This window comes from Verrucosispora sp. FIM060022 (assembly GCF_003977705.1).
Lineage (GTDB): Bacteria > Actinomycetota > Actinomycetes > Mycobacteriales > Micromonosporaceae > Micromonospora > Micromonospora gifhornensis.
On record NZ_RQIV01000013.1, the window covers coordinates 36,845 to 60,312 of the forward strand.

17 protein-coding genes and 2 pseudogenes are annotated in these 23,468 nt (G+C 64.9%); 9 read left to right on the forward strand and 10 right to left on the reverse strand.

All coding sequences use genetic code 11. The annotated features are described in order from the left end of the window. The first annotated feature begins 228 nt into the window (after positions 1–228). From EG812_RS26075 to EG812_RS26110, 8 genes are all read left to right on the forward strand, one after another. Positions 229–1,344 (forward strand): radical SAM protein, encoded by a 1,116-nt coding sequence (locus EG812_RS26075; protein ID WP_126713106.1) that lies wholly within the window; start codon positions 229–231, stop codon positions 1,342–1,344. Continuing rightward, entirely contained in the window at positions 1,341–2,237 is an 897-nt protein-coding gene (locus tag EG812_RS26080) for a glycosyltransferase (RefSeq protein WP_126713107.1), read from the forward strand. Before EG812_RS26075 ends, EG812_RS26080 begins: the two co-directional genes overlap by 4 nt. A 98-nt stretch (positions 2,238–2,335) precedes the next feature. After that, positions 2,336–3,442, forward strand: a complete 1,107-nt coding sequence (locus EG812_RS26085; RefSeq protein ID WP_158632542.1) for a radical SAM protein — start codon at positions 2,336–2,338, stop codon at positions 3,440–3,442. Then, complete coding sequence (locus tag EG812_RS26090; RefSeq protein ID WP_126713109.1) at positions 3,439–4,743, forward strand: glycosyltransferase family protein; 1,305 nt, start codon at positions 3,439–3,441, stop codon at positions 4,741–4,743. The genes EG812_RS26085 and EG812_RS26090 overlap by 4 nt, the downstream gene beginning before the upstream one ends. Positions 4,744–4,761: 18 nt before the next feature. Continuing rightward, on the forward strand, positions 4,762–5,370 hold the full coding sequence (locus EG812_RS26095; protein WP_158632543.1) for an AAA family ATPase: 609 nt from the start codon (positions 4,762–4,764) through the stop codon (positions 5,368–5,370). A gap of 13 nt (positions 5,371–5,383) precedes the next feature. Continuing rightward, on the forward strand, positions 5,384–6,100 hold the full coding sequence (locus tag EG812_RS26100; RefSeq protein WP_126713111.1) for an HAD family hydrolase: 717 nt from the start codon (positions 5,384–5,386) through the stop codon (positions 6,098–6,100). 319 nt (positions 6,101–6,419) lie between these two features. Further along, positions 6,420–8,849, forward strand: a complete 2,430-nt coding sequence (locus tag EG812_RS26105; RefSeq protein WP_126713112.1) for an McrB family protein — start codon at positions 6,420–6,422, stop codon at positions 8,847–8,849. Next, entirely contained in the window at positions 8,827–10,056 is a 1,230-nt protein-coding gene (locus tag EG812_RS26110; protein WP_126713113.1) for an McrC family protein, read from the forward strand. The genes EG812_RS26105 and EG812_RS26110 overlap by 23 nt, the downstream gene beginning before the upstream one ends. Positions 10,057–10,188: 132 nt before the next feature. On the opposite strand, the pseudogene EG812_RS26115 reads toward EG812_RS26110, so the two are convergent. Beyond that, positions 10,189–10,854 (reverse strand): annotated as a pseudogene (locus EG812_RS26115) (IS5 family transposase); the annotation flags it as partial. A 164-nt stretch (positions 10,855–11,018) separates the two neighbouring features. Between EG812_RS26115 and EG812_RS26125 the strand changes: the two are divergent. Further along, a complete protein-coding gene (locus EG812_RS26125; RefSeq protein ID WP_158632546.1) occupies positions 11,019–13,355 on the forward strand; it encodes a DUF4365 domain-containing protein in 2,337 nt (778 codons plus the stop codon). 1 nt (position 13,356) lies between these two features. Here the strand turns inward: EG812_RS26125 and EG812_RS26130 are convergent, their stop codons facing one another. The 9 genes and pseudogenes from EG812_RS26130 to EG812_RS26170 form a co-directional block, all read right to left on the reverse strand. After that, a complete protein-coding gene (locus EG812_RS26130; protein WP_126713116.1) occupies positions 13,357–13,692 on the reverse strand; it encodes a hypothetical protein in 336 nt (111 codons plus the stop codon). 170 nt (positions 13,693–13,862) lie between these two features. Continuing rightward, the gene (locus EG812_RS26135) at positions 13,863–16,793 is read right to left on the reverse strand and encodes a hypothetical protein (RefSeq protein ID WP_126713117.1); all 2,931 of its coding nucleotides are present in this window, start codon (positions 16,791–16,793) and stop codon (positions 13,863–13,865) included. Then, positions 16,790–18,235, reverse strand: coding sequence for an AAA family ATPase (locus EG812_RS26140; RefSeq protein ID WP_126713118.1), 1,446 nt, complete (start codon positions 18,233–18,235; stop codon positions 16,790–16,792). The genes EG812_RS26135 and EG812_RS26140 overlap by 4 nt, the downstream gene beginning before the upstream one ends. A 300-nt stretch (positions 18,236–18,535) precedes the next feature. Beyond that, positions 18,536–19,372, reverse strand: a complete 837-nt coding sequence (locus tag EG812_RS26145; protein ID WP_126713119.1) for an IS5 family transposase — start codon at positions 19,370–19,372, stop codon at positions 18,536–18,538. Positions 19,373–19,607: 235 nt separating this feature from the next. Next, positions 19,608–19,877 (reverse strand): annotated as a pseudogene (locus EG812_RS29785) (transposase); the annotation flags it as partial. Between the two features lie 6 nt (positions 19,878–19,883). Continuing rightward, positions 19,884–20,417: a hypothetical protein gene (locus tag EG812_RS26155; RefSeq protein WP_126713120.1), complete on the reverse strand. Its 534-nt coding sequence runs from the start codon at positions 20,415–20,417 to the stop codon at positions 19,884–19,886. Positions 20,418–20,671: 254 nt separating this feature from the next. Next, entirely contained in the window at positions 20,672–21,226 is a 555-nt protein-coding gene (locus EG812_RS26160; protein WP_126713121.1) for a YesL family protein, read from the reverse strand. Positions 21,227–21,369: 143 nt separating this feature from the next. Then, positions 21,370–22,323: a carbohydrate ABC transporter permease gene (locus tag EG812_RS26165; RefSeq protein WP_013733017.1), complete on the reverse strand. Its 954-nt coding sequence runs from the start codon at positions 22,321–22,323 to the stop codon at positions 21,370–21,372. A gap of 9 nt (positions 22,324–22,332) precedes the next feature. Beyond that, entirely contained in the window at positions 22,333–23,409 is a 1,077-nt protein-coding gene (locus EG812_RS26170; RefSeq protein ID WP_013733018.1) for an ABC transporter permease, read from the reverse strand. Positions 23,410–23,468 lie beyond the last annotated feature (59 nt).

Here is a 23,468-nt window from a genome sequence, read left to right on the forward strand (position 1 = left end):
TGCCGCCGGTCACCGGGCCAGGACGGGCAGAACAGGGCTGCAACGCCGATGCTGGCCGTTTGTTCGGAGTCGGAAAGGTGTTTGACCAATCCGAGCCGACGGGAGTAGCGAGTGGCATAGATGACTGATGCGCGATTCGCCGTGATCGATCAGTCGAGACCACCGGAACAGTGGTCACGATTGGCCGTGCATAGATGTAAGGGTCGATGACAGCGCCAGCGACGGGAGATGTTCTCGATGCAGACACATGCTCGCCAGCTCAAGCAGTTCGTGCTAAAGCCCACCGTCTACTGCTACCACAAATGCCCGTACTGCGACCTTCGGCAGGATTTCTACACGGGGATGGTCGCAGAGCGAAAGCAAGCTCTCAAGATCGTACCTCGTCAGGCCGGCGCCCGTATGCCCAACCCAGGGCACATGCCCCTGGACATGGCATTGCGCACGATTGACGAGGCTGCCGCCCTGGGAATGGAAGAGCTACAGCTCAGCGGCGGCGACCCGATGCTGTACCCGCACCTCATCGACGTGATCAAAGCAGCGAAGAGGCATCCCGGCGTATTTGTTCTCATGAACTCGGTCGGCACTGGTGTCACGGTGGACAAAGCCCGGGAGATCATCGATGCCGGGCTCGGCGCGTGGAACTTCTCCGTGGACACCCTGGACCCTGTGAGATACGAGAAGCTTCGCGGCGTCCGCAACGCTCTGCCCACGATCATGAAGGCCATCGAAGTGGTGCGTGAGGCAGGCTCGGACGCCCCGGAATTCCGCATGAACTACATGTGCGTCATCACACGGCACAACTTCCGCGAGATCCCCGAACTGGTCGCCCACTGCGTGGACTCCGGCATCGCATCGATCTATTTCATGAACGTCTACGGTGACAACACCGGCGCATCGCTGCTGACCGTGCCGGAGATCAACGAGTTCCGTGACCAGGTCGTGCCCGCGATCCATGCGGTGCTGCGTGGCAAGGACGTGCCAGAGATCGTCCAGGCCAACGCCGAGTACGTGATGGGCACCTTCTTCTCTCGGGAGAATCCGGACGAGAACTACGCCCAGGGCATCTACTGGCCGGACACGGGCTCGGTCAAGGCGGCCTGCCGCGTCCCGGACTTCTACACCCTCATCGAGCCCAACGGTTCAGCGCTGCCGTGCTGCCTGGTGGAGATCTCGCACGTCGGCGTCGTCGGCAACACCATGGATACACCGTTGGCCGAGGTGTGGACCAGCGAAGCGTTCGAGCAGTTCCGTGAGAAGCGCATCCCGTTCTGCCAGCGGTGCTCATCACCGCGGAACATGACCCTCGGCCTCGTGCCCAGCATGTGTCGGCAGTTCCGCCCATGACCGAGGACCTCCTCGCCACCGTGGTGGTACCGGTCAAGGACGACGAGCGGATCTACCGGCTCGTCGACAGCTTGCGGCACCAGACCCTGCCGCGCGACCGCTACGAGGTCATCGTCGTAGAGAACGGCAGCCAGCGATTCGGTGACCTGGCCGACGCCGGCGACGTGATCCGATACCTGCACCTTCCGGATGCCAACTCGGCGGCGGCGAGGAACGCCGGTCTGGCCGTGGCACGTGGCCGGTACCTGCTGCTCACCGACGCGGACTGTGTGGCCGATCCGCCGTGGGTCGAGCGCATGACGGCGGCGCTGAAGAAAGGGCCGGCATCGGTCATCGGTGGTGTGATCCGCCCGTACGCGCCGAAGACCTGGACGCAGCGGCACGCGATAACGATTGTCAACGGCCAAGACAGACTCAACTACCTGCCGGCACTGCACCTGCCGTACGTGGCGGGGGCCAACGCGGGCTTCTTGAGTGCCCGCCTGCGCGAGGTCGGCGGGTTCGACGAAGACCTCCGCTCGGGCAACGACGTGGACATCTGCTACAAGCTCGGCCTCACGGGCAGCAGCGCCGCGATCGTGCCCGACGCGGTGGTGTGGCACGAGGACCGACCCACGGTGCGGGCACACTTCCGCCGGTTCCGGTTCTACGCCATCTACCAGGTGCTCCTGTTCGCCAAGTACAAGCAGCACTCCGGCAAGCGGGTCGTGTTCGACCCGTACCCCTTCCTGCGTTCCGCGCAAGCGATCCTCGACAGCCCTCGCGCGGCAGTACGACTCGTGCACGGGGACGCCGGCCCCGCCTCGCGGATGATCCTCCAACTCATCGAGGCCGCCGGAGTGCTCACGGGCGAGGTCGAAGGGGCCATCCGATTCCGACAGCTCTACCTGTAAGCGGACAACGAATCTGACGGCAGACGAGGAGACAGCTCATGAGGTCAGCACCGCTGGCGACCGACTGGACCACGCAACGGCAGATCACCCGCCGAGGTGTGCTGTGGCTCGGGCTCACCTGCGACGTCCGGTGCAAGTTCTGCTACGACGAAAAGGTCTCCCTGAACGCCAAGGCATGGCTGCCACCCACCGAGGCACGGGCCGCCATCGACAAATTCCGCTACTTCTACCACAACGAATTTGTCGACTTCATGGGCGGCGAACCGACCCTGCACCCCTACGCACTGGAGATCGTCCGCCACGCGGCCGACATCGGCCTGCGCCCAACGATGATCACCCACGGCATGCACCTGGCCGACATGGACAACGCACGCGCCTTCGCCGACGCCGGCATCCACGACTTCCTCGTCTCGATCCACGGCATCGGCGACACCGTACGGGAGATCCACGGCCGCGGCCGAGACAACTACGCCAAGCAGATCGCGGCACTGAACAACCTGCGCGAGCTGGGGATCCCGTTCCGTTTCAACGTCACAATGATCAAGGACAACCTGGCTGAGCTGGAGGCCATCGCGGAACTGGCCGGCCAGACGGGCGCCCGTGTCGTCAACTTCCTGACCTTCAACCCCTACTTCGAGTGGACCGCCGACCCGGAGATCTCATTCCAGGCGCGGCACTCCGAGATCGCCCCTCATCTGGCCCGCGCGATCGACCGATGCACCGCGCTCGGCGTGGAGGCGAACGTCCGATACATGCCACCCTGCCAGCTCCCCGGCCACGAAGCACACGTCTACACCGGCTATCAACTGCCCTACGACCCGCACGAATGGGACTACAACTCCTGGTACGACACCGGACATGAAGGCGAGCCAGATCCGGCGTGGTACCTCGACGCCTCACGCAGGCAGCAGCAGCGCCACCACTACGTCCACGTCCCGGCCTGTGACGACTGCGCGCTCCGCCAAGTCTGCGACGGCTTCCACGCGCAGTACGTCACGCGATGGGGCGCAGACGAGGCGCGCCCCTACGACAAGCCGCTGATCGACGACCCGACACATTTCGTCAAGCAGCAGCGCAAGATCCGCTACCCGGGCGCAGGCGAGCATAGCGGGGGAGCGGATGCAGAAGTGCTCGCCTCGACCCGGCTCGCCGTGGGCGATGACGGCAGAGCCGGTGTCAAACGGCAACGCCCGAGCCGCTCATGACCGCCACGGTGGTGATGCTGACGATCCTTGTGCGGCAGCTGTTCGTACTCACCGCGATCGTGCGGTCCAGGGCGTTCCTGACTGCCGCGCCGCGTCCGGCGACGGTGGATGCGGCCGGGGAAAGGCCAGCCCTGTTCGTCGTGATCCCGGTACTGCGAGAGACCGCCATCATCGCCGAAACGATCAAGCACATGGTGAGCCTCACAGAAGGGCACCGAGCACACCTAATCATCGTCACCACCGCCCGGGAAACCACCGAGCCATCGCCAGACGGCGACACCGCGACAATGGTGAAGGATCTCGCCACCTCCGGGAAGTTCACCCACCTGCACTACCCGCACACAGGCGGGCTCAAGGGCGATCAGCTGAACTTCGCCGCGAACCACTGCGCGTCAACCCTGCTCGCAGACGACTCACCCGCAGACGCATACCTTGTCTGCTACGACGCCGACTCACGACCACCACTCGACGCGCTGACCCGCTTCGAAGCCGCCATCGCCGCCAACCCCAGCGCACACGTCTTCCACCAGTCGTCACGGTTCGAACTACGCGCGCCCATCCGCCGCGAGGACGGAGCGTTACGTGGCCTGACTCGGATGGTGTGCGACGGCGGCGCGCTGCGTGCGAACCGCTTCGTCCTCGGATTCGAGATACCCCGACTGATCAACCGATCCAGCAGCGTAGGACGGCTCAAGCGCGCAGCCTGTTCGTACGTATACGCCCACGTCACTGGACACGGACTGTGCGTCCGGCTGTCGTTCCTGCTGGACCACCCGCTGCCGGCCGGCTCGCCCATGGAGGACATGCAGTACAGCTTCCACCTGGGATCGCACAACACCGAGATGGTGCCAGTCGCCAGCCTCGACCACGCTGCCGTCCCCGACACCATCACAGCCCAGGTCGAACAGGCGTCGCGCTGGTTCTTCGGACCGGCGCGCGCCCTGCGCTACCTCCGCCAACCGTCGACCAAACCCGGCACACGCGCACAGCTCCAAGCAGCCTCCGCACTCGGCTCGGCCGGCGAATGGCTCGGCTGCGCCATCACGGCCCCGGCAATCCTCGCCACGCTGTGCCTCGCATCCGGGCCCCTCCAACTCGTGGCTGCCGCGGTCACCGTGATCTACCTCGCCCAACTCGTGGCCACCGACCGCACCCTCGGCGCGCCAGCCAACCTACGGCGGCGCGTGATCCGTGTCCTGACCTGCCCCCTCGCCACCGTGCTGTTCGGCATCGGCGGACTCATCGGCGCCACCAACCTGGTGAAAGGAGGCTCCGGCATCGGGAAAACCGAGCGCCGGTAGACCATGAACTCACAAACCGTGATCGTTGCCGTCGAGGGCCCATGCTGCGCTGGCAAGACCACCCTCAGCCAAGGGTTGCTGAAGGCGCTGCCGCAGCTGACCATCGCACACGTGCGGTGCTATGCCGACTTTGTCGGCGGTGGCCGATTTCTTCCCAACCCCGTACCCCGAACCCTCGACGAAGACGCCGCCGGGCTCAAGGAGCTGATCCACATCGAGCGGGCGCGAACCGAGGCGGCGTTGCACGCCGAGAGCGACCTGATCTTGCTAGACCGGGGGCCGAACACCTTCCTCGCACATCGCCACGCCATCGAACAGGTCACCGGGCTGCAATGCTTCGGTCCCGCCCAGCGCGCCGTGGCCGAGGCACGCCTTCCATCCTGGCCCGATCTCGTACTATACCTAGACGTGCCGCAGGCCACGGTGCACGAGCGCAACCGGGGGAAGTTCCCCGACGACAGCATCTTCATCGACGCGCAGTTCAACGCAGGGATTCGGTCGTACTACACCGAGATCACCGGAGATCAGAAGATCGTGTGGCTTGACGCGACACTCGACCCGAGTGAGCTGGTCGAACTCGCCCAAGCCCAGGTCCGCGGCCTACTGACGACAGCCGCTGCGAACTAGGAGGGCCGCCCGCGTGATACAGGTGCCGCTAGCCGGCAAGGTCGTCTTCGTGGACTGGCACAGCGTCCTGTCACGCGACCCCTTCTGGATGTCAATACGCGAGAGCGCTACTCATCCACTGAAGGCGCAACTAGAAGCGAACCTCGCCGAGGTATTCAAGAGCAAGGCCAACGAGTGGATGAAAGGACTGCTTTCCTCGGAAGAGATCATCAAGTCTATGGATATCGAGCTTGATGGCCGATTCCGCGAGGACTTCCTCACGCGGCGACTATACGTCGACTGCGCGAAGATGCGAGTCAACGCCGAGTTATTCGAAGCCCTCCGCAAGATCAAATCGCATGTCCTGGTTGTTTTGGCAACTGACAATATGGACTGCTTTCTGCAGACGTTCGACCGAGCGCGGGCCAAGAGGCGTCGCCCTACCCTGCAGTCCGAGACACTGGCGGACTGGGCGATCATTCTCGACGACATCATCTGCTCCAGCGAAGTCGCAGCACTAAAGGCCGAAGACCCCCAACGCTTCTTCGGGCCCTGGCTCGCCGAGCACGGCCTTACCTTTGCTGACGCGGCACTGATCGACGACCGTGCTGACAACTGCGCCGCATTCACCGAGCAGGGCGGCAAGGCGGTGCAATACAAGATGGGCATCGGTGACGTCCACGACGTACTGGAAGCCTTGACCACCTGGATGGAATCGGGAACTGTTGCACCCACCGCGGGGACGAACTAGGCAACGAACTTGCCTCGTACAAGCTGACGCCACATGCGGGCGAACTGCGGGGGTGACCCGAGGCGCCGATACTCGTCCCGGCAAGCCGAACGCGCCCGCATGGCGAGTCCCGCAGGGAACGATCGAGCATGTGCCGATGGTGGCCCGGAGGGGTGAAGCCCCGCGTTTGATGGAGAGTTTGATTACGTAGAGCAGTTTGGACCAGCGCCGTCGGTGGTCAGGTTGTCGGTTGCGGGGGCGGTGGGTCGGCCGGTCGACGCGTGCAAGTTCTGGTTCATCGCTGCTTGCCACTCGGCCAGCCTTCCGATCGGATAGGCCCATGCCAGTGACCCGCGTGCCCTATCCGTCGGCCCAGCCCGTCTACTCCGCCGTCGCCCGCTGGCGGGATCGTTGCCTGCTGGAGGAGCGCTCGTTGTTCGCTGATCGAGCCGGGTCCAGGTTGACGGACGCCCGGATTCTGATCCGGGACTTCGTTGAGCAGCCGGATGAAGGCAAGGACGACTTTCTCACCAAGTTGGAGGGGCAGATCGGCGGATCGCCGGTCGCTGCGGTTCAGTTGGCGGCTGAACTGCTCTTCGTGCACCTTCTCATCGCCCGTGCCGATGCGGTGAGCGGATACCGCAAGCGGGAGATTGTGCAACGTGTCCTGAGCTTCGCGGCGGATACAGCCCCGCTGCCGAGTGAACTCGCGTCTGCCTTGGACGCCGGCCTTGTGCGACCGGGACAGGCCTTCAACTCGCGGCGCTGGCGTCAGTTCGGCTATCTCATCGAAGCGTTCGCTACCCTTAAAGAGCTGTCCCTTGACGACCGGCGATTGGCGCTCACCGACCCGGAGCGGTTCGTTGTCGCTCTCGACCGGATCGATGATCAAGGGGCCCTGATACAGCGCCACGCGCTGGAGCACCTGCTGTTCCCGGACGTGTTCCCTCCGGTGGTCAGCCGTGGCCATCGTGCCGACATCCTTCACCAATGGTCCGAGCTGGCCGGGCCGGCGGACGCGCCCGAGTCGGTACGCATGGCGCGCCTGGTAGCGGGTCTACACCCGAACACCACCTGGGACGGTGCCGAGTGGGTCAATCTCTACCGAAGCCCTTACGTGTGGCAGTGGTCGGAACCGACGCAACCGTGGAAGACGTTCATGCGGTGGGCTGAACGGCTGTGCCAGCATGTGGAACTCGACGACATGGGGCGCCCAGGAAAGCTCGCCACGGCTGAACTCACCGGCCAAGCGGCGAACGCCCTGCGAGACGGCTCGCCACACTGGGCCGACCTGCTGAATACTGCTCTTACTAAGGACACTAACCTGCTGGCTCGGCAGGCACACCAGCCGTTCACGCGGTGGGTAGCGGCCCAGCCCGAGCAGGCCGCCCAATCGCTGCGCGAGCTATGGCGGGACCCAAGACCCTCAGCGATCGACCGTTTCCTCGCCATGGTCCCGGACACAGCTGCACACGGAACCGGAATCCGGTTGAGTATCGCCTCGTTCTTGCTCGGCTCGGCTGACCCCAAGATCTTTCCGCAATGGCGGGCCGCAACAGTGGATACCGCCTACCGTCTCGCCGGCTTCGCCAAGCCGCAGCCTACGGCGAGTGAGGGAGAGCGTTACGAGGTCTTCCTCAACTTTCTGGATCAGGTCAGCGAAATCGCGCGCCGGGGCGGGCTGGCGTTGCGGGACCGCCTAGACGCGGAGGGCCTAGTGTCGGCCCTGGTCGAATACGCGCCCGATGACGAGTGGACTATCGGCGAGCAGGAGGCTCTGAGCGCCTGGCGCAGCGGCAAGGGGACGCTGCCTCCGCCGGAGTCGAGCACCATCGAAGAGAACCGGTATACGACAGAGGCCGTGACCGGGGCCACGGTCGCCGGCCCAGGGCTCGTCAGCGCCGAACACAACCCGACCGACTTGGCTGACCTCGCCCACGACCTGTACCTAGACGAGCCGTTCCTCGACGAAGTGGTTCAGCTTCTGCGCGACAAGGGACAGGTGATCTTCTACGGTCCGCCGGGTACCGGAAAGACCTTCGTCGCGCGGCGGCTTGCCGCTTGGCTGGCTGGCGATCCAGTCCGGGTCCGACTGGTCCAGCTCCACCCCTCGTACGCCTACGAGGACTTCGTCGAAGGGCTGCGCCCCCGCCCGGACCAACCGGGCTTTCACCTCGTCGACGGCCCGCTGGTGGAGATGGCCCGCGTCGCGACCCGCGACCGCAACCATGACTACGTACTGATCATCGATGAGCTCAACCGGGGGAACATCGCTCGCGTCTTCGGTGAGCTGTACTTCCTGCTCGAGTATCGGGACCAACCGGCCCGCCTACTGTACTCCCACGCTGACTTCCGGCTGCCGCCCAACCTGCACATCATCGGCACCATGAACAGCGCCGACCGATCTATCGCCCTGCTGGACACGGCGCTGCGCCGCCGGTTCTATTTCGTGCCCTTCCGTGCCGACCAGCCGCCAACGTCCCAAGTACTGGCCAGCTATCTGATCCGCAAGCACCCTCACCTGGCCTGGCTTGCGTCTGCCGTCGGCCGCGCCAACCAGCTGATCAACGACCCGGCGGCGGCCATCGGACCCAGCCATTTCATCCGCGACGACCTAGACGAGACCTGGATTCGCCGTGCCTGGGAGCACTCCGTTCTGCCCACTCTTGAGGACCACTTCTATGGCCAAGAGCATCGGCTCGCCGAGTTCGACCTGGACCGGTTGCGAATGGAGGTGAACGCCCCAAGTGAGGACCCTCCGGCTTCGTGAGTGGACCACCACTCACGCCCTAGCGCTGACCGCACGTGAGCGCGACACCCTTCGCACAGTCCTGCGCGCCACCGTTCAACCCACAACAGGCAGTACCGACCGCTATGACGTCACCCCGGGCAACACGATCGGTGCCGTTCTGGTCGGAGAGACCAACCTCCTGATCGAACCGAAGATCCCGATCTCCCGGATGCTGTTCCTGCTCGGCTACGCCGCCGAGCCCAACGCCTGGCGCCACGACGATGCCACTCTCGGCGCTGCACCCGATCTGGTCACCGGAGTGGTCGGCCTATTCACCACACTCTGCGATCGGGCACTACGGCGAGGCATACTCACCGGCTACCGCAGCGTCGAGGCCGACCTACCCACCGTTCGCGGCCGCATCAACTTAGCCCACCAACTCCGCGCTCGCCCCGGCCTGGACCTGCCCCTGGCCGTTCGATACGACGAGCACGACGAGGACATCACCGAAAACCAACTGCTGCTCGCCGCCGCGCTCAAACTCCGTAACCTGCCCCTTCGCGGCGACACCATACGACGCTCGCTGCACCGACTCATCGACAGCCTGCAGAACGTCACCGTCCCGATCTATCGTCCGGCCGCTATACCCATTGTGACCTGGACCCGGCTGAACCTGCACTACCGGCCCGCCGTGGAGCTTGCCCGGTTGTTGCTGCGTATGCACAGCCCCGACCTCGCCTCCGGATCCACCGAGACCCCCGGTCTGATCATCGACATGGCGGTGCTGTTCGAGACATTCGTCCGCGCCTCCCTACGAGAGGCCCTCCATGCCTCCCCCGACCAATTCCCCTCGGGCGACAACTGCCCGCCCCTGACCCTGGACGCGCAAGGCCGCGTCCGGCTCAAGCCTGACCTCAGCTACTGGCCACACGGCCAGTGCGCTTTCATCGGCGACGTCAAGTACAAGCGGGACACTGGACCCGGGCAAAGCAGCGACCTCTACCAGCTCCTCGCCTACGCCACCGCTACCCAACTTCCAGCGGCCACCCTCATCTACGCGGACGGACCACCCGAACCCCATATTCATCAGATCCCCGCTGCCAAGGTGAACCTCTACGTCCAACATCTCGACCTAACGAAGCCACCGAAAGATCTACTTCAACAGATAGATCACCTGAGTCTCCTCGTCATGGCCGCAGGAGAAGGAACCCAGACTCCGACCGGAGCAAGACGGCAGAGCCGCTAACAAGCTGAAGCTCGATTGCATGCAGACGCCGCGTTGCCCACGCCTGATCGGTCAACTCACCACGACGCACCACCGGCACATCGTCAACGATCAACCACTACAAAATCGGCAGGATACGCCCTAGACGATCATGCGTTCGACGACCCACCGGAACGCGCCGAGACCGGAGCCGTGGGGCTGGCCACGGCGGGCAATCCGAGGGCGGATGCCCTTTGCGGCGTACCGCCCGACGGTACTTGTCGTGGTCGTAGGCGCGATCAGCGAAGAGCTGGTCGGGGCGCTGTCGGGGTCGGCCGCGCCGATTGCGTACGGGTGGGATCTTGTCGATCAGCGAGAGTAGTTCGGTGACGTCGTGGCGGTTGCCGCCGGTCAGTGACACGGCCAGGGGGATGCCGGCGCCCTCGGTCAGGACGTGGTGCTTCGAGCCCGGGCGGGCGCGGTTGACCGGGCTCGGGCCGCTTTTGGGCCACGTCTGGCGGCCCGCACATGCGAGGAGTCGATCACCGTGCGGGACCAGTCCAGCTTGCCGGCCGACTGGAGTTCTGCCAGTAGTAGCTCGTGCAGCCGCTGCCAGACCCCGGCCCGGTTCGATTCCTCCAGGCGACGCCAGGACGTCATTCCCGAGCCGAAGCCCAGCTGTTGGGGCAGGAACTCCCACTGGATGCCCGTGTGCAGCACGAACAAGATCCCACACAGCACCTGCCGGTCCGGGAACCGCTTACGCTCTGGATGCCGCGGATTGCGCTCAGGCTTGGGCAGCAACGGCTCGGTGCGCTGCCACAGCCCGTCCGACACGATCCACGGCGGCTGCTCACCACGCCTTACGGCCCGACATCGTCGAACACCCTCTGCAAGGGACGACAAGCCCCAGAGATCATTTTGTTAGGAACTCTAAGAACATCTCAATGTCGTACCCGCCGGCTACGTTGTCGCTGCGTGGACAGCCGCATTCTTGGCTGACCGTGGAACTCACGACCAAGGCGAAACGCGGTTGCGACGTGGCCGAACCCGGAGAGGAACTGGCCTGTATGACCCTGACAACAGCACAGAGCGAGCGCATCGGCGTCTCCGCTGTCGAAGGCGCTTTCAGCATCATGGGCTGGGCCTTCCGGGAACAAACTGTGTCCGACCAAGGGATCGATGCTCTTGCCGAGGTCGACGGGCTCACGGCCGAGCCGTCGGGACGGTATCTTGCCGTGCAAATCAAGTGTGGGCCGTCCTACTTCAAACGCCGGACCGCCGGCGGCTGGCGGTTCATGGGAGAACCAAGACACCTGCGGTATTGGCTTGCGAACCTGATGCCCGTGATCCTGGTGATCGTCGACGCCGACACCCGGGCCGGCTACTGGGTCCAGATCACCCACGACGCCGTTCACTACACAGACAAGTCCTGGTGGATCGAGATACCAGAAGCGCAGATCCTCGACGGCCGAGCACAGCTGCGGCTTCGCGAGCTCGCGCTCGCCACCGCCCCGGCAATTGCGGACCCCGTCGAGCAGGCGCTGCCGTTGCTGCCGCCGTCTGCGGTGGAGATGCTGTCGGCGCTGCGTCCAGCCGACCCGGACGGGGCACTTCGCTTGGCGAAGTTTTTGAGCGAGGGTCGCGAACAGTCCCGGGACACGGTGGAGGCGCTGCTGGACGCGAGCCGGGGCTGGTCGCACGCGAGCACGTTGCGGCTGGCGACGATCGGCGCGTATGCCAACGAGCACGGCCACCGTGACCTGGCAATGAGAGCGTTCGCGTTGGCCTCCGCTCGGACCGCGCCCGAGGCAGCCATAGCCGAACGGATCCGGCTCGTCGGCGTCGCGGCCGTGATGGCGATGGTGGCCGACGACCGCCAGCACGCGAACGACCTGCTACGGCTCGCCCGCGAACACGCCGGGGCGAGCCTGCTCGCCGACGTTGCAGTCTGTGCCTTCGACGCCGACGAAGCAGGCCGTGAAAATGCCCTCGAAACACTGCTTCGCAACGCTTCGGATGAACAACTCGACGCCGAGCCCACCTGCCTGCTGTTTCTCGCCGAACGCGCGTTCGCACGGGGAGATCTCGACCAAGCGCTGACGCTGTACGACCGGTCTTGCTTAAGGTTCCCGCGCATCGTCGGTGGCAGACTCGGGCAGGCGCGCGTGCTGATCGAACGCATGGTCCGAGGCAGTTCGGTGGTGCCGCACCACGATCAGCGCCGCGCGGTCGAGCTGGCCGTAGCCGTCCGCGACGAGATGCGCCGGTGGGCCGGGCCCAGCGAGGACGCCCACCGGCTTGTCGTGCAGGAGCGCATGCTCGCCCAGGCCTTCACCGAGGTCATCGAGCTGGCCACCCCGGTGGACTTCGGCGGGCGGGCGACTGATCGGGAGGCTGCCGATCCCACGGTCGCCATCGTCGGCGCCCAGGCCAGCATCGCCCTCGGCGACCGTGCGCGGGCCGCTCGGTTCGCCGACGCGATGCGTGACACCACGACCGAGCCGCTGCTACGCGCCCTCGCCGCCGATCCCCGTCAGCCCCGGGAGCCGACGGTCATTGCGTGGAGGGCCGCGCTCGATGCCGCTGATACCGCGTTCGCCGCCCGGATCAGCCTGCATCGCCTCGCCGTGCACGGAGCCCTCGCACCGGCCGATCTCGACCGCTTGGGTGCACTGGCGAACCTCGACGACCACGATCGGCTCCTGTTCACAGCCCGCCACACCGCCGCCGCCGGAGACCTCGAAGCCGCGGTCGCGATGCTACGGTCTGAGCCCTCGCCGGCTGCGGGGGAGATGCTGGTCGAACTGCTGCACGAGGCGGGTCGTTTCGACGAGGCGCTCGCGGTCTGCGATGAGATCTGGAGAATCTACGGGGCGCTTAAAGGCCTCCAAGACAAGATCAACATCTTGGCGTCGCGCGGCGACTTCGACGGAGCCGAGGTCTGCGCCGCACAATTGCTCGCTACCGGCGAGCTCCCCGCCGAACATCGTCGGCAACTGCACCGCCGCATGATCGAGCGACGGGCGACGCTCGGGGACTGGACGGGCATGGAGGCGGTCTGCCGCACCGCGCTGCGCGACCGGGCCGGCGACGCCGAGTACGGCTGGGGGCTGATCTACGCCCAGCTCAACCAGGACCACTGGGACACGGCCTGGACCACATACTGCCAGCTACGCCCAAAAGTCTTCCACCCGAGCGTCGTGCGCGCATGGGTCGAACTGCAACTGAAGTTCGGTGTCGGCCCGCAGCGTCAAGCCACGGCCGTGACCTTGATGGACCGCTTCGAGTCGGATCACGACGCGCATGCTCAACGCGCGAGGCTCGAAGCCCAGGATTGAGTTACGGGAGTCGCGGATGAACGGAGCAGGCGGCGAGTGGACGCCCGGGTCTGCTGCCCCGTCGGTGGGGGTGCTCGGCGATGCCCGGCGCGCACCCGGTCGGTGGGGTGGGTGCGGCATGGATGGCCTGCGCCGCGATGACCTGTTCCTCGGTGACCAGTGGTGGCTGGGCGATCTGGCGGGAGATGACCCAGTGCGGGGCGGCGTTCCAGCGCTGGACCTCGCCGTGTCGGGCGATAGCGCCGTCGGGCCCGATGTCGTCGTGGTCGGTGCGTTGCTGGTTCCAGACCTGGCGGCCTGTGTAGCGGGGTTGCCGACCGGTCGTCTTCTCTGCCATCCGATCGCCTGTGGGTGACGTCGTCGCCCCGCGGATGTTGCGTTCGCCAGCGTTAAGTCACCGGGCGGGGCTGAGGGCACCCGTGCAATCGGATAGCAGCGTCGAAGCCGTCCACTGGTTCATGCAAGCTCCCAGGCTCTCTATGTGCTGAGCATTCTGGCTTCGGCAGTTCAACTGAGGCCGGGAGCCGCCTCGTGGCGGGTCAGGAGGCGGCGGATGTGAGGGTCTCGCTGGGACAATAGGTCGTCGATCAGATCCAAGGCCGCCGTACGCACGCTCGGGGTATCGGCGGAGGCGTAGGCGCGGATCGCCATGTCGGATACAAGTCCCTGGTGGGCATGGCGTATAACTCGGCGACGACTGGGGCGCGGCTCGTCGGTCATCAGAAGGCGGATCGCGTCGATGATGACAGCTGACCCGATGTGGTCGGAATCGTCCAACGCCTTGAGAAGGGGCCACGGGTCGTCCAGGTAGGCGGGGCTCGCCAGGAACGCCGCCAGGAGGGTTCGGCTGGCCGGGTCTGCCTCAGTGAAGGAATGGACCCATTCAGCAGCTGCATGACGCACCGTCGGGTCCTCGTCGTGGAAGAGCTGGCCCAACCACTCCGCGCACCGTCCTCGTACGCGAAGGTCGTCCGACTCAAGAAGAGCTGCGGCGACTTGCGCCACGCCTTTCCGTGACTCTGGCCAGAGTCCGACTGTCTCGTTCAGTAGAGCCGCCGAGCCCGACTCCAAGGCCATCTGGGCAGCAAGGCGACCACCCGCCTCGCGGGCGCCTGGGTCCCACGACTGGGACATCCGGCGCACCAAGAACCATAGGCGTGGCCCCGGCTGCGCCTTGAACCTCGCGATGCACCGCTCGACGTACGGCGTGGCCAGCACACGATAGTGAGCGTCTCGCACGAGCACGCCGAGGAGTTCCCGTGCGAAGGTCTCGTCGTGTTTCGCCACGGTGAGTATCGCGACGGCGGCGCACGCTCGTACAGCTCCGAGTGGATCGCTGCATATGCTTCGCAGTGTGTCCGCGAAGAACGGCAAGCGTTCGGGACGAGGCCAGAGAAGAGCACTGATTGTCTCAGCCGCAGCGCCTCGGACGCTGTTAATGCCGGCTGTGAGTGGGTCTCCGTCATAGGGAGCGCCCTGCTTGTCCCGGGACAGCCACGAGTCCTCCTCAGGGTCAGGGTCCTCGGTGGCATACCAACGCACCATCTCCAGCACGTCGTCCGGGATTTCCATGTCGGCCAAGCGAGCGAGCGGCTTGCCGATCCAGCGACCGCCTGGGCGACCGGGTAGCTCGTGGAGTCGTCGCAGCGCCGAGTACAAGGTTTCGGCCTCGGTAGCGCTCACGGAGTCACCGGCGCCGATCAAGATCGCGGACGGATACGCCTCGTGCACGTCGCCCGGCATCTCGCGCACAAGGTTGAGGAAGCGGCCGGGATCTTTTCGTGCCTCCTCCTGCAACACGGTGGACAGCTCGTGAGGGCCACCTTCTAGCCACCCTTCCCTATCGTCAGAGTGGTACCGCCGCATGGCGCCCAGCCACTGATCGTCACTCATCCGCGCAGCGGAGGCCGGCTCGATCGGAGACGGAACGAAGCCGAACTCAATGCCCTGCGGAGGCGAGGGCCCATCGCCGAACTTCCGCTGGAGTTCGGAGCGACGCCGGAGGGTGTCCGACGCCATGAGGGTTGCGTTCAGGCCGTCGAGAAGAACGAACTGCGCTGATCCTTGGGCTGCACGTCCGCGTGCCGTCCGTTCCCAGTCGGGGTAGAAGCCGAGAATCGATTGCTCGAGAGCGATCCTCTGTGCGGGCGTCAGGTGGGGATGGATCGCCGCGATAAGATCACGCGTGACCCAATATGGGCTGTCGAGATATCCGCAGCGGTAACGAGTTGGGTCGGCCACGAGGAACTCATAGGCCCGGCCCGCGTACCGGTCTGCGTTGCCAGCCCAGGCACGGTAAAGCAGTAAGCGGGCGATCGCGGAGTCTGGCAACGAGAGTAGGTCGGCCTCGTGCGGCAGGAAGTCGAGAGTTGTCAGGGCGTCGGTGAGGGCACCAAGTAGCGCGTCCGATGGGTCCTCGACCTCGTTCGCAACGAGAGGGCGCCAGGAGATTTCGGCCGACGCCAGGTACGCCGTCACGTGGGGAAGAACGACCGACACGAACGCGGTGGGTTCGCGTGATGCCATCGCACGAAGAAACCCCACGATCGCATGGTGGCGGCCGGTGACGGCTTCGAGTGTTGACCCGCGTTTGCGGGAGAGTAGAAGCCATCGAGCGACGAATGCGTCCAGCACCGCGAGCCTTCCCTCGGCGTTGTCCTCGCCTTCGGTCAGGGAGTAGAGGAACAGGGCGTCCACCATCACGCCGTCATCGTCGAACAGGCCACGGGTCAGCGCCGCCGCGACCAGTCGGCAGAAGGTCGGCGATGAACCTGTGGGTCCCCGGTTGATCAGCAGGCGCAGCTTGTCCCGCCATGCATGGATGGGGAGGAGGGCAGTCAGGATTTCTGCGACCCGGTCGCTGTCCCACTCGAGGGCAGCGTCGAGCATGGTCGCCGCCAGGTCGGGCTGGCCACCGACGGCCCATCGCAACACCGCTCCAGCGGATTCCGCATATGCGAACCAGGCAGGCTTCGTGAGTACCTCTACGACTGGCTCGGCGCTAACAATCTCCCAGAGCGCCTGCGACGGCGCCTGGTCTGACGCCAGTACTGACAGCGCGACGTCCTTAAGGTGATATCGAATGTATGGGCTGCCGAGGATGCCGCCGATGGAACGCTCGTACGCCGCATGGTCCGTGCCCCGCTGGTACGTGAGCACCTGCCGCACAAGCGAGCGGTGTGAGAGGTCCTGGTCGGTAGCCAGAAGTACCGACGCCAGCGGCAGATCTGACTCGGACCACGACCGCGCGATAACCTGATCGAACAATGCCTCGTGCGAGAACCGAATCTCCCGCCGGTCCTGGGTCAGCACCCCGTCCCGTACGAGATCCTCCACGACTGCCGACAAGGCCTCGAGTTCCCGCGCGTCTACCCCGCGAGCCCCGGTCTCTTTGGCCCGCTCTGCAATCAGCTTCAACGCGGTCCACTTGACGGTCATGTTCGCACCGCCCAATCAAGATATCCGTCGACGAGTTCCTGCTCGGTGGTGAAGTCAAAGAGCTCTCCTGGGGGAACCTTCGTAAGAATCCGAAGGTTCCCCGGATTGCGTAGGATGGTGATCTGATCCTCATCGAACTTCGACAGGTCGTGGCCAGCGGTGACGAGCGCGCCCGCAGCCTGTTCCCGCGACAAAGGGGCTACGTCGAACTGGGCGGCGGGATCAGGCTCACGCACCAGGCTGCGGAGCCTGGTGTCGGTGTCCAGGTCCTCGGTGCGGCACGAAACCAGGACGGCCATATTGGGATACGCGGCGGCCTCGCGCATAACCTCGCTCACCGCCCGGAATAGTTCAACCGGCTTGTCGCGATTGACGCCGACGGAGTCCAATGAGTCGATCGCCAGGACAGCCGGCTTGTTCCGTGCCACCGCAGCGAGCGCCGCCGCCGGAGGAGTCGCCAACCCCAAGGTCCGCCCGACCTCGGCGCTGGACGTTTCGCGCACAAGCCGGGTCACGTCGATGGTGAGGACCTCGACATTAGAAAGCAAAAGCTCGCGCACGACCCCAGCGAGCACAGCGCTCTTGCCGCAGCCCTTCCCGCCGGTGACCAGCGTAGACTGGGATGATCTCAGGCACCGGGCTATTCGTGGGACCTCCTCGCGCGCGAGGAACGAGGCGTTAACAAGACTCTCCTCAACGCCGGTGCGAAAGCGCTCCGTTGCCGCGTGTACCTCATTGGCCGAAGCCCCCATCCCACGCAGCGTGGTGCCTTCCTCAGCGAGGCGCCGAATCAGCTCATCCCGATCAAGCGCCCGGTACAGAGCTCCGCGGACAACGCCGAGGAGAGCGGCCACCGCGTCCTTCGGGTCGCCGTCGAGGAAGGCGCCAGCGCGCTCGCGTAGCCGCTCCTCCAGGGTCCAGGCGTCGAGGGTTCGCGTCTTGATGCGGCTGCGAAGCCAGGTCCACGCTTCCTGGTCGGTGACATTCCAGTGCTTGCGCTGTAGGTCGCTGAACGCGTCCGTCAGCTCCTTGCTCGACAGGAAATGCGCGATGAAGTATGCGAGCGAAGTGCTCTCAGTGGCGTGGTCACATAGCTTGCCCAGCGGGTGCGCGGCGTGCGCCGACACGAAGACGCAGGTGGAGCGCTTGTCGCCTGCGAGCTTGCTGCGGAAGTTTTCGAGCACGTCCTCGCCCTGGAGCGCGGCCAGAGTCCACTTGCCCAGTAGAGAGTTTTGGTACTTCACCTGGTGCCACTCGCGCACGCCTGCCCGGTCGACGAAGAACTCGAAGCCGACTCCGGCCGTGCCCGGTGGCTCCAGCGTGATCGACTCGGCCAGGCCAATCAGCAGGTCGATCAACATGTAAATGGTCCAGTGATCTTCGTAGATCCCACTGACCTTGGAAGCTCCGCCGCCGCGCAGAGCGACCTTCGAGGTCGTCATCAATCACCCTCCGCACAGAACGGCCAAGCACGGAGTGTATCTGTCGCGCGGGCGGGTTGGCTGCGCCAAGCTGTTGCCACCACTTACATCAAACCCGACCTCCACGATGTCGCCCACGCGCTCTCGGCCATGACCGGCTAATCAGAAGATCATCGCCCAAGGGCTGCTTCCGTGATCAGCTGGGTCCCGAGAGGACCGTCAAAGTCATAATCAAGCTAGTAGTTGCGGCGTGTTCGCGGGCAGCTCGCGCCATCCGGACTTAGAGGACGTCTGATTCACGTATTTTGCGTGTGTTGTGGTTTAGGCGTCTCGCCAGATTGGGGTGGTTTCGGTGGTGAGGCGTTTGGCGAGGTTGTCGATCATGGCGAGGGTGATCATGCTGGCGGAGTTGTCGGGTCGGGTTTCGTAGTCGCGGACGAGTCGGCGGTGGTGCATGAGCCAGCCGATCGTGCGTTCGACGACCCATCGGCGTTTGACCACGCTGAAGCCCTTGGCCTGCGGGTCTTTGGTGACGATCTCGACGTCGACGCCGAGTGTGGCGCCGTGTTCGACGACGCGGTTTTTGAATCCGGCGTCGACCCAGGTCTTGGTCAGGGTGGGGTAGGCGGTGGTGGCCCGGTCGAGCAGGTCCGTGCCGATGGTGTTGTCGCTGGCGCTGGCGGCGGTGACGATGACGGCGAGGAGCAGGCCGAGGGTGTCGGTGATGATGCCGCGTTTACGGCCGATGATCTTCTTGCCGGCGTCGGTGCCCTGTGTGGACAGTGGAACGTTGGTGGAGGTCTTCACGCTCTGGCTGTCCATGATGGAGGCCGTGGGTTGGATGGTGCGGCCGTGGTGGTCGCGGACTAGGCCGGTGAGCTGGTAGTTGAGTTCGGTGAAGATGCCTTCTTTGCTCCAGGCGGCGAAGTAGCCGTAGACCGTCGCGTGGGGTGGGAAGTCGTGGGGCAGGTAGCGCCAGGCGATGCCGGTGCGGTTGACGTACAGGATGGCGTTGAAGATGTCGCGCAGGTCGTGGGTGGGGGCGCGTCCGCTGACGCCGGCGTCGGTGCGGGCCTGCCGCCAGGCGGTCAGGCGGGGTGCGATCAGGGCCCATCGGGCGTCGGACAGGTCGGACGGATAGGGTCGCCGTGCGGTCATGACTCAGGCGTACGGCGCAAGGACGCGGGCGTGACGGACTTCATGTCCGTCGATGTCGGGGTAAAAGTGAATCAGACACGATCGCGGGGCGGAATGCTCTGATTCCGGTCAGGGCTCAATCGACCGGGATGCGTCCTTTCCCGGTCAGGTCGGGCACCTTCCGCCATCGAGGCCCGAGACGCAAATCGGCCGCTACTCGCGCGAAGATGAAGCAAACGTCCAGTTAGAGCGTGTCTCAGGTGGTGAGTTTGAGGTAGCGGTTGTGGCAGGTCAGGGCGGCGGCGAGGGTGATGAATGCGCAGTACAGGCCGGGGTCGCGTTCGTAGCGGATGGTCAGCCGGCGGTAGCCGGTGAGTCAGGCGAAGGTCCTTTCGATGACCCATCGGTGTCGGCCGAGGCGGTGGGGGGATTCGATGCCGCGGCGGGCGATGCGGGGTCGGATGCCGCGGGCGCGGAGCATGCGGCGTAGGTGGGGGTAGTCGTATCCCTTGTCGGCGTGCAGTTTCGGAATTCATCCATTGACGCGGCGCTGCAGGGCTCCTAGATAACACTGGATGTCTGTTCCTTCAACCTTGGCAACGAACGTCTCGAGAACATTCAGAAAGGAGCTCTCCGCGCCACGCGCGGCTCGCTCCGCCTGCACGAATGGCCTGATAGCCTCCCATGTTTTGGAGACGCGGAAATGAACTGGCCAGATGGCCAGCCGTTCGTCGACAGCCTGCAGCATCCAAAGATAGGCGATCATTGAATAAAAGTTGGCAACATTGAAGGAATACTCTCTCAACGGTGCGGGCAACTCCGAGAGCGGCACCGCCGGAGCAATGCCCGGCAGCTCTTGCCACAATTGCTCCTCCTTCCGCAGGAATTCATACGACCTGATCTCGGAAAATAGCTCAACCACAACTGGCAACTGATTCGCGTTGTGGCCAAGGTGGTTTTGCCTAGTCGACGTGACTACAGAAACTACAAGCGCAGCGAAGGCCGTGAGCACGGCGAGAGCATTAAGGACCAAAGCGGGGATGTCCATATCGGCATTGTCGCCCACCCTGTCAATACCAGCCAGACGGAAGACACGTGGACTTGCTTCCACTGTCGCGAAAGGACGTCTGATCACGCGCTTTGCGCGCCTTGTCGGTGCAGCCACTCAGGGGTGTGCCGGAACAGGCGAACCTGCCGTCCCACTCGCACCTCCCATACGTCGGTGCCCAGGCCACCGAAGCTGGTCCACCCCCACCGTTCTGTGTACAAGATCGCCGCGAGCCGCTTCACGAGACAACTCAGGTCCACGGCTGGAGAGCGTCAGGCCTCTGCCTCCTTCGGCTCCAATTGCACGTACCCCCGGGCGACGAAGAACCGCTCGAGCAGGTAGCACCACCACAGGAGGATCAGGCCGGGCACCACGAACACCGCGGGCATGAAGTTCCAGATGGTGACGCCCCCGAGGACCACGGCGATCCCGAGCAGGAACGTCAGGCTGGGCGTCGTCAGCCCCAACGTGAGCCCGTTGAGCACCTGGCGCCAGGTGGGGTTGGTGAAGCGGGCTACGAGGGGGAGGCACCAGAAGACCAGGAGCAGGAGGAAAAGTCCGACGACAATGAGCGGCACCCAGACCTCGGCCAGCCCGCGAGTGGGCACGTAGGAGAGCGAGAGGATGCCGACGGCCGCGACCGGGACGGCCAGCAGACCGACGACGGTCGCCTGCCTCCAGCTCTGCCGCAAAGCCTTCGAAGCAATGGCCCGGACGCCACCGTCCTTGCCCAGGACGTACCGGCGGCACACCTCGTAGGCGACCACCGTTCCCGCTCCCGCCGTCACGACAAGGCCGAGGCTCAGGAGCCAGAACAGGCTGATCACGATGATGGAGCCGAGTGAGTCCAGGATGCGCCACAGTCGCGACGTGGGGTTGAAACGGAGAATGGTCGGGGCCTTTCAGTGTGCGCAGTTGCGGGTCCTGGGGACGGGGTCGGCCTCCTGCGGTGGGCGGGAGGCCGACGCGATCAGCCCTTCACGGAGCCGATCATGAGACCGGACACGAAGTGCTTCTGCAGGAACGGGTAGACGAACAGGATGGGGACGGCCGCCACCATGGTGATCGCCGACCGCAGCGCGATCGGTGTGGTGACCTGCCCGCCAGAGGACGCGGCGCCCGTGGCGGCCACGGAGTTCACGCCGGCGTTCATCGAGCTCGACAGCAGCTTCTGCAACTCGTACTGCAAGGTGGTCAACGCCGGATTGCCCGAGGCGTAGAGCAGGGTGTCCAGCCAGGCGTTCCAGCTGCCCACCGCCACGAACAGACCCACCACGGCCAGCGCGGGCTTGCACAGCGGCATCACGATCTGCCACCACGTGCGGAACTCGCCCGCACCGTCCATCCGTGCCGACTCGATGATCTCCTCAGGGATCGACTTGATGTACGTGCGCAGGATGATCAGGTTGAACGCGCTGATGATCGTCGGCACCCAGTAGGCCTGGAAGGTGTTCAGCATGCCCAGGTCCTTGATGAGCAGGTAGTTGGGGATCAGCCCGGCGTCGAAGTACATCGTCAGCACGAAGATCACGGTGATCGGGCGGCGGAAGATGAACTCTGTGCGGCTGAGCGCGTAGGCGAGCATCGAGGTGAAGAGCAGGTTTGTCGCCACCACCACGACCGTCTTCAGGACGCTCATGAAGAACGCCTGGTAGATCGTGTGCATGTTGAACACGACGTTGTAGTTCTGCAGCGAGAAGTCCCGAGGCCAGATGCCGATCCCGCCACGGACGGCGTCCATGCCGTCGTTCAGGGAGATGGCGAGCGTGTTCAGCAGCGGGTAGACCATGACCGCCGCGAGGGCCAGCAGGAAGGTCGTGTTGAGCGTCGTGAAGATAATCCGCTCGGTCGTCCACTTGCGACGCCGTGACCCGCCCCGTGATGCGCGCCGCGCCAGAGGCTTCGCGACAGTGGTGCTTGACATGAAGTCCTCCTAGACCAGCGTCTCTTGGTTGAGGCGCTTGGCCGCTTGGTTCGCCGCGCCCACCAGGATGACGGCGACGATGGTCTTGAAGATGCCCGCGACGATGGCGAGGCTGTAGTTGCCCAGCTCGTAGCCATAGCGCAGCACGAAGACGTCGATGGTCTCGGACCTGTCGGACACCAGGCCGTTGCCGAGGAAGTACGGCAGCTCGAAGTTCGTGGACAGGATCCAGCCGCTGTTGATGATGAGCAGCACGACGATCGTGGGCCTGATGCTCGGGAGCGTGATGCTGAACATCTTGCGAAAGCGGCCTGCTCCGTCGACCTCGGCGGACTCGTACAGGCTCGGGTCGATCGCGGTGATCGCGGCCAGGTAGATGATCGTGTTCCAGCCCAGTTCCTTCCACAGGTTCGTCCCGGCGACGATCCCCCAAAAGTAGTTCGGCTCGGTCAGGAACAGGATCGGTTGGTCGATGATGTGCAGGTTCATGAGGCCCTGGTTGATGAACCCGCCGGAGGAGGGCAGCGAGAGCGCCACCGATGCCATGCTCGCCACGATCACCCAGCTGAGGAAGTGGGGCATGTAGGTGATGTTCTGAAGGACTCGCTTGAACGGCAGGTTCTTGACCTCGTTCAGCAGCAGCGCTAGGACGATGGCCCCGAGGGTACCGACGGTCAGGGTCAGGAGCGACTGTCCTATCGTGTTGATCACGACCCGGATGAACCGCTCACCCATGACACCGGTGAACAGGTTGTGGAAGTTCTCGAGGCCCACCCACTGCTGGTTCCAGAGGCTGCGGGGACCCGGCCAGGGGCTGCTGCCGCGAGCCGGCTTGAAGTCCTGGAAGGCGATCGCCCAGCCGTAGACCGGGACGTACTTGAACAGGATCTGGTACAGCAGCAGCGGGACGGCCATCGCGAGCAGGGCTCGCTGCGCCCAGACCAGGTCCCAGGTGATCTTGCGCTTGGGATCCTTCGCGGCATTCTTTCGGGCCTTGCGGTTCCGGGCACGCGAACTGCTCGCGGGCTCCGGGGCCGGTTCGAGCCCGGTGGCGGTCACGGGGATGCCGACCGGGGCGTCCGTCATCTGTCCAACCTCGTCGTCAGGAGCAGTGGGTGGTAATCGAGAACGCGTCGTGGTGGGGG

Excerpts from the sequence above, each read along its gene's own strand:
- EG812_RS26165 (WP_013733017.1), bottom strand. The coding sequence starts at position 22,323 with ATGTCAAGCACCACTGTCGCGAAGCCTCTGGCGCGGCGCGCATCACGG.
- EG812_RS26090 (WP_126713109.1), top strand. The coding sequence starts at position 3,439 with ATGACCGCCACGGTGGTGATGCTGACGATCCTTGTGCGGCAGCTGTTC.
- EG812_RS26075 (WP_126713106.1), top strand. The coding sequence starts at position 229 with ATGTTCTCGATGCAGACACATGCTCGCCAGCTCAAGCAGTTCGTGCTA.
- EG812_RS26130 (WP_126713116.1), bottom strand. The coding sequence starts at position 13,692 with ATGGCAGAGAAGACGACCGGTCGGCAACCCCGCTACACAGGCCGCCAG.
- EG812_RS26080 (WP_126713107.1), top strand. The coding sequence starts at position 1,341 with ATGACCGAGGACCTCCTCGCCACCGTGGTGGTACCGGTCAAGGACGAC.
- EG812_RS26145 (WP_126713119.1), bottom strand. The coding sequence starts at position 19,372 with ATGACCGCACGGCGACCCTATCCGTCCGACCTGTCCGACGCCCGATGG.
- EG812_RS26105 (WP_126713112.1), top strand. The coding sequence starts at position 6,420 with ATGCCAGTGACCCGCGTGCCCTATCCGTCGGCCCAGCCCGTCTACTCC.
- EG812_RS26135 (WP_126713117.1), bottom strand. The coding sequence starts at position 16,793 with ATGACCGTCAAGTGGACCGCGTTGAAGCTGATTGCAGAGCGGGCCAAA.
- EG812_RS26170 (WP_013733018.1), bottom strand. The coding sequence starts at position 23,409 with ATGACGGACGCCCCGGTCGGCATCCCCGTGACCGCCACCGGGCTCGAA.
- EG812_RS26140 (WP_126713118.1), bottom strand. The coding sequence starts at position 18,235 with ATGACGACCTCGAAGGTCGCTCTGCGCGGCGGCGGAGCTTCCAAGGTC.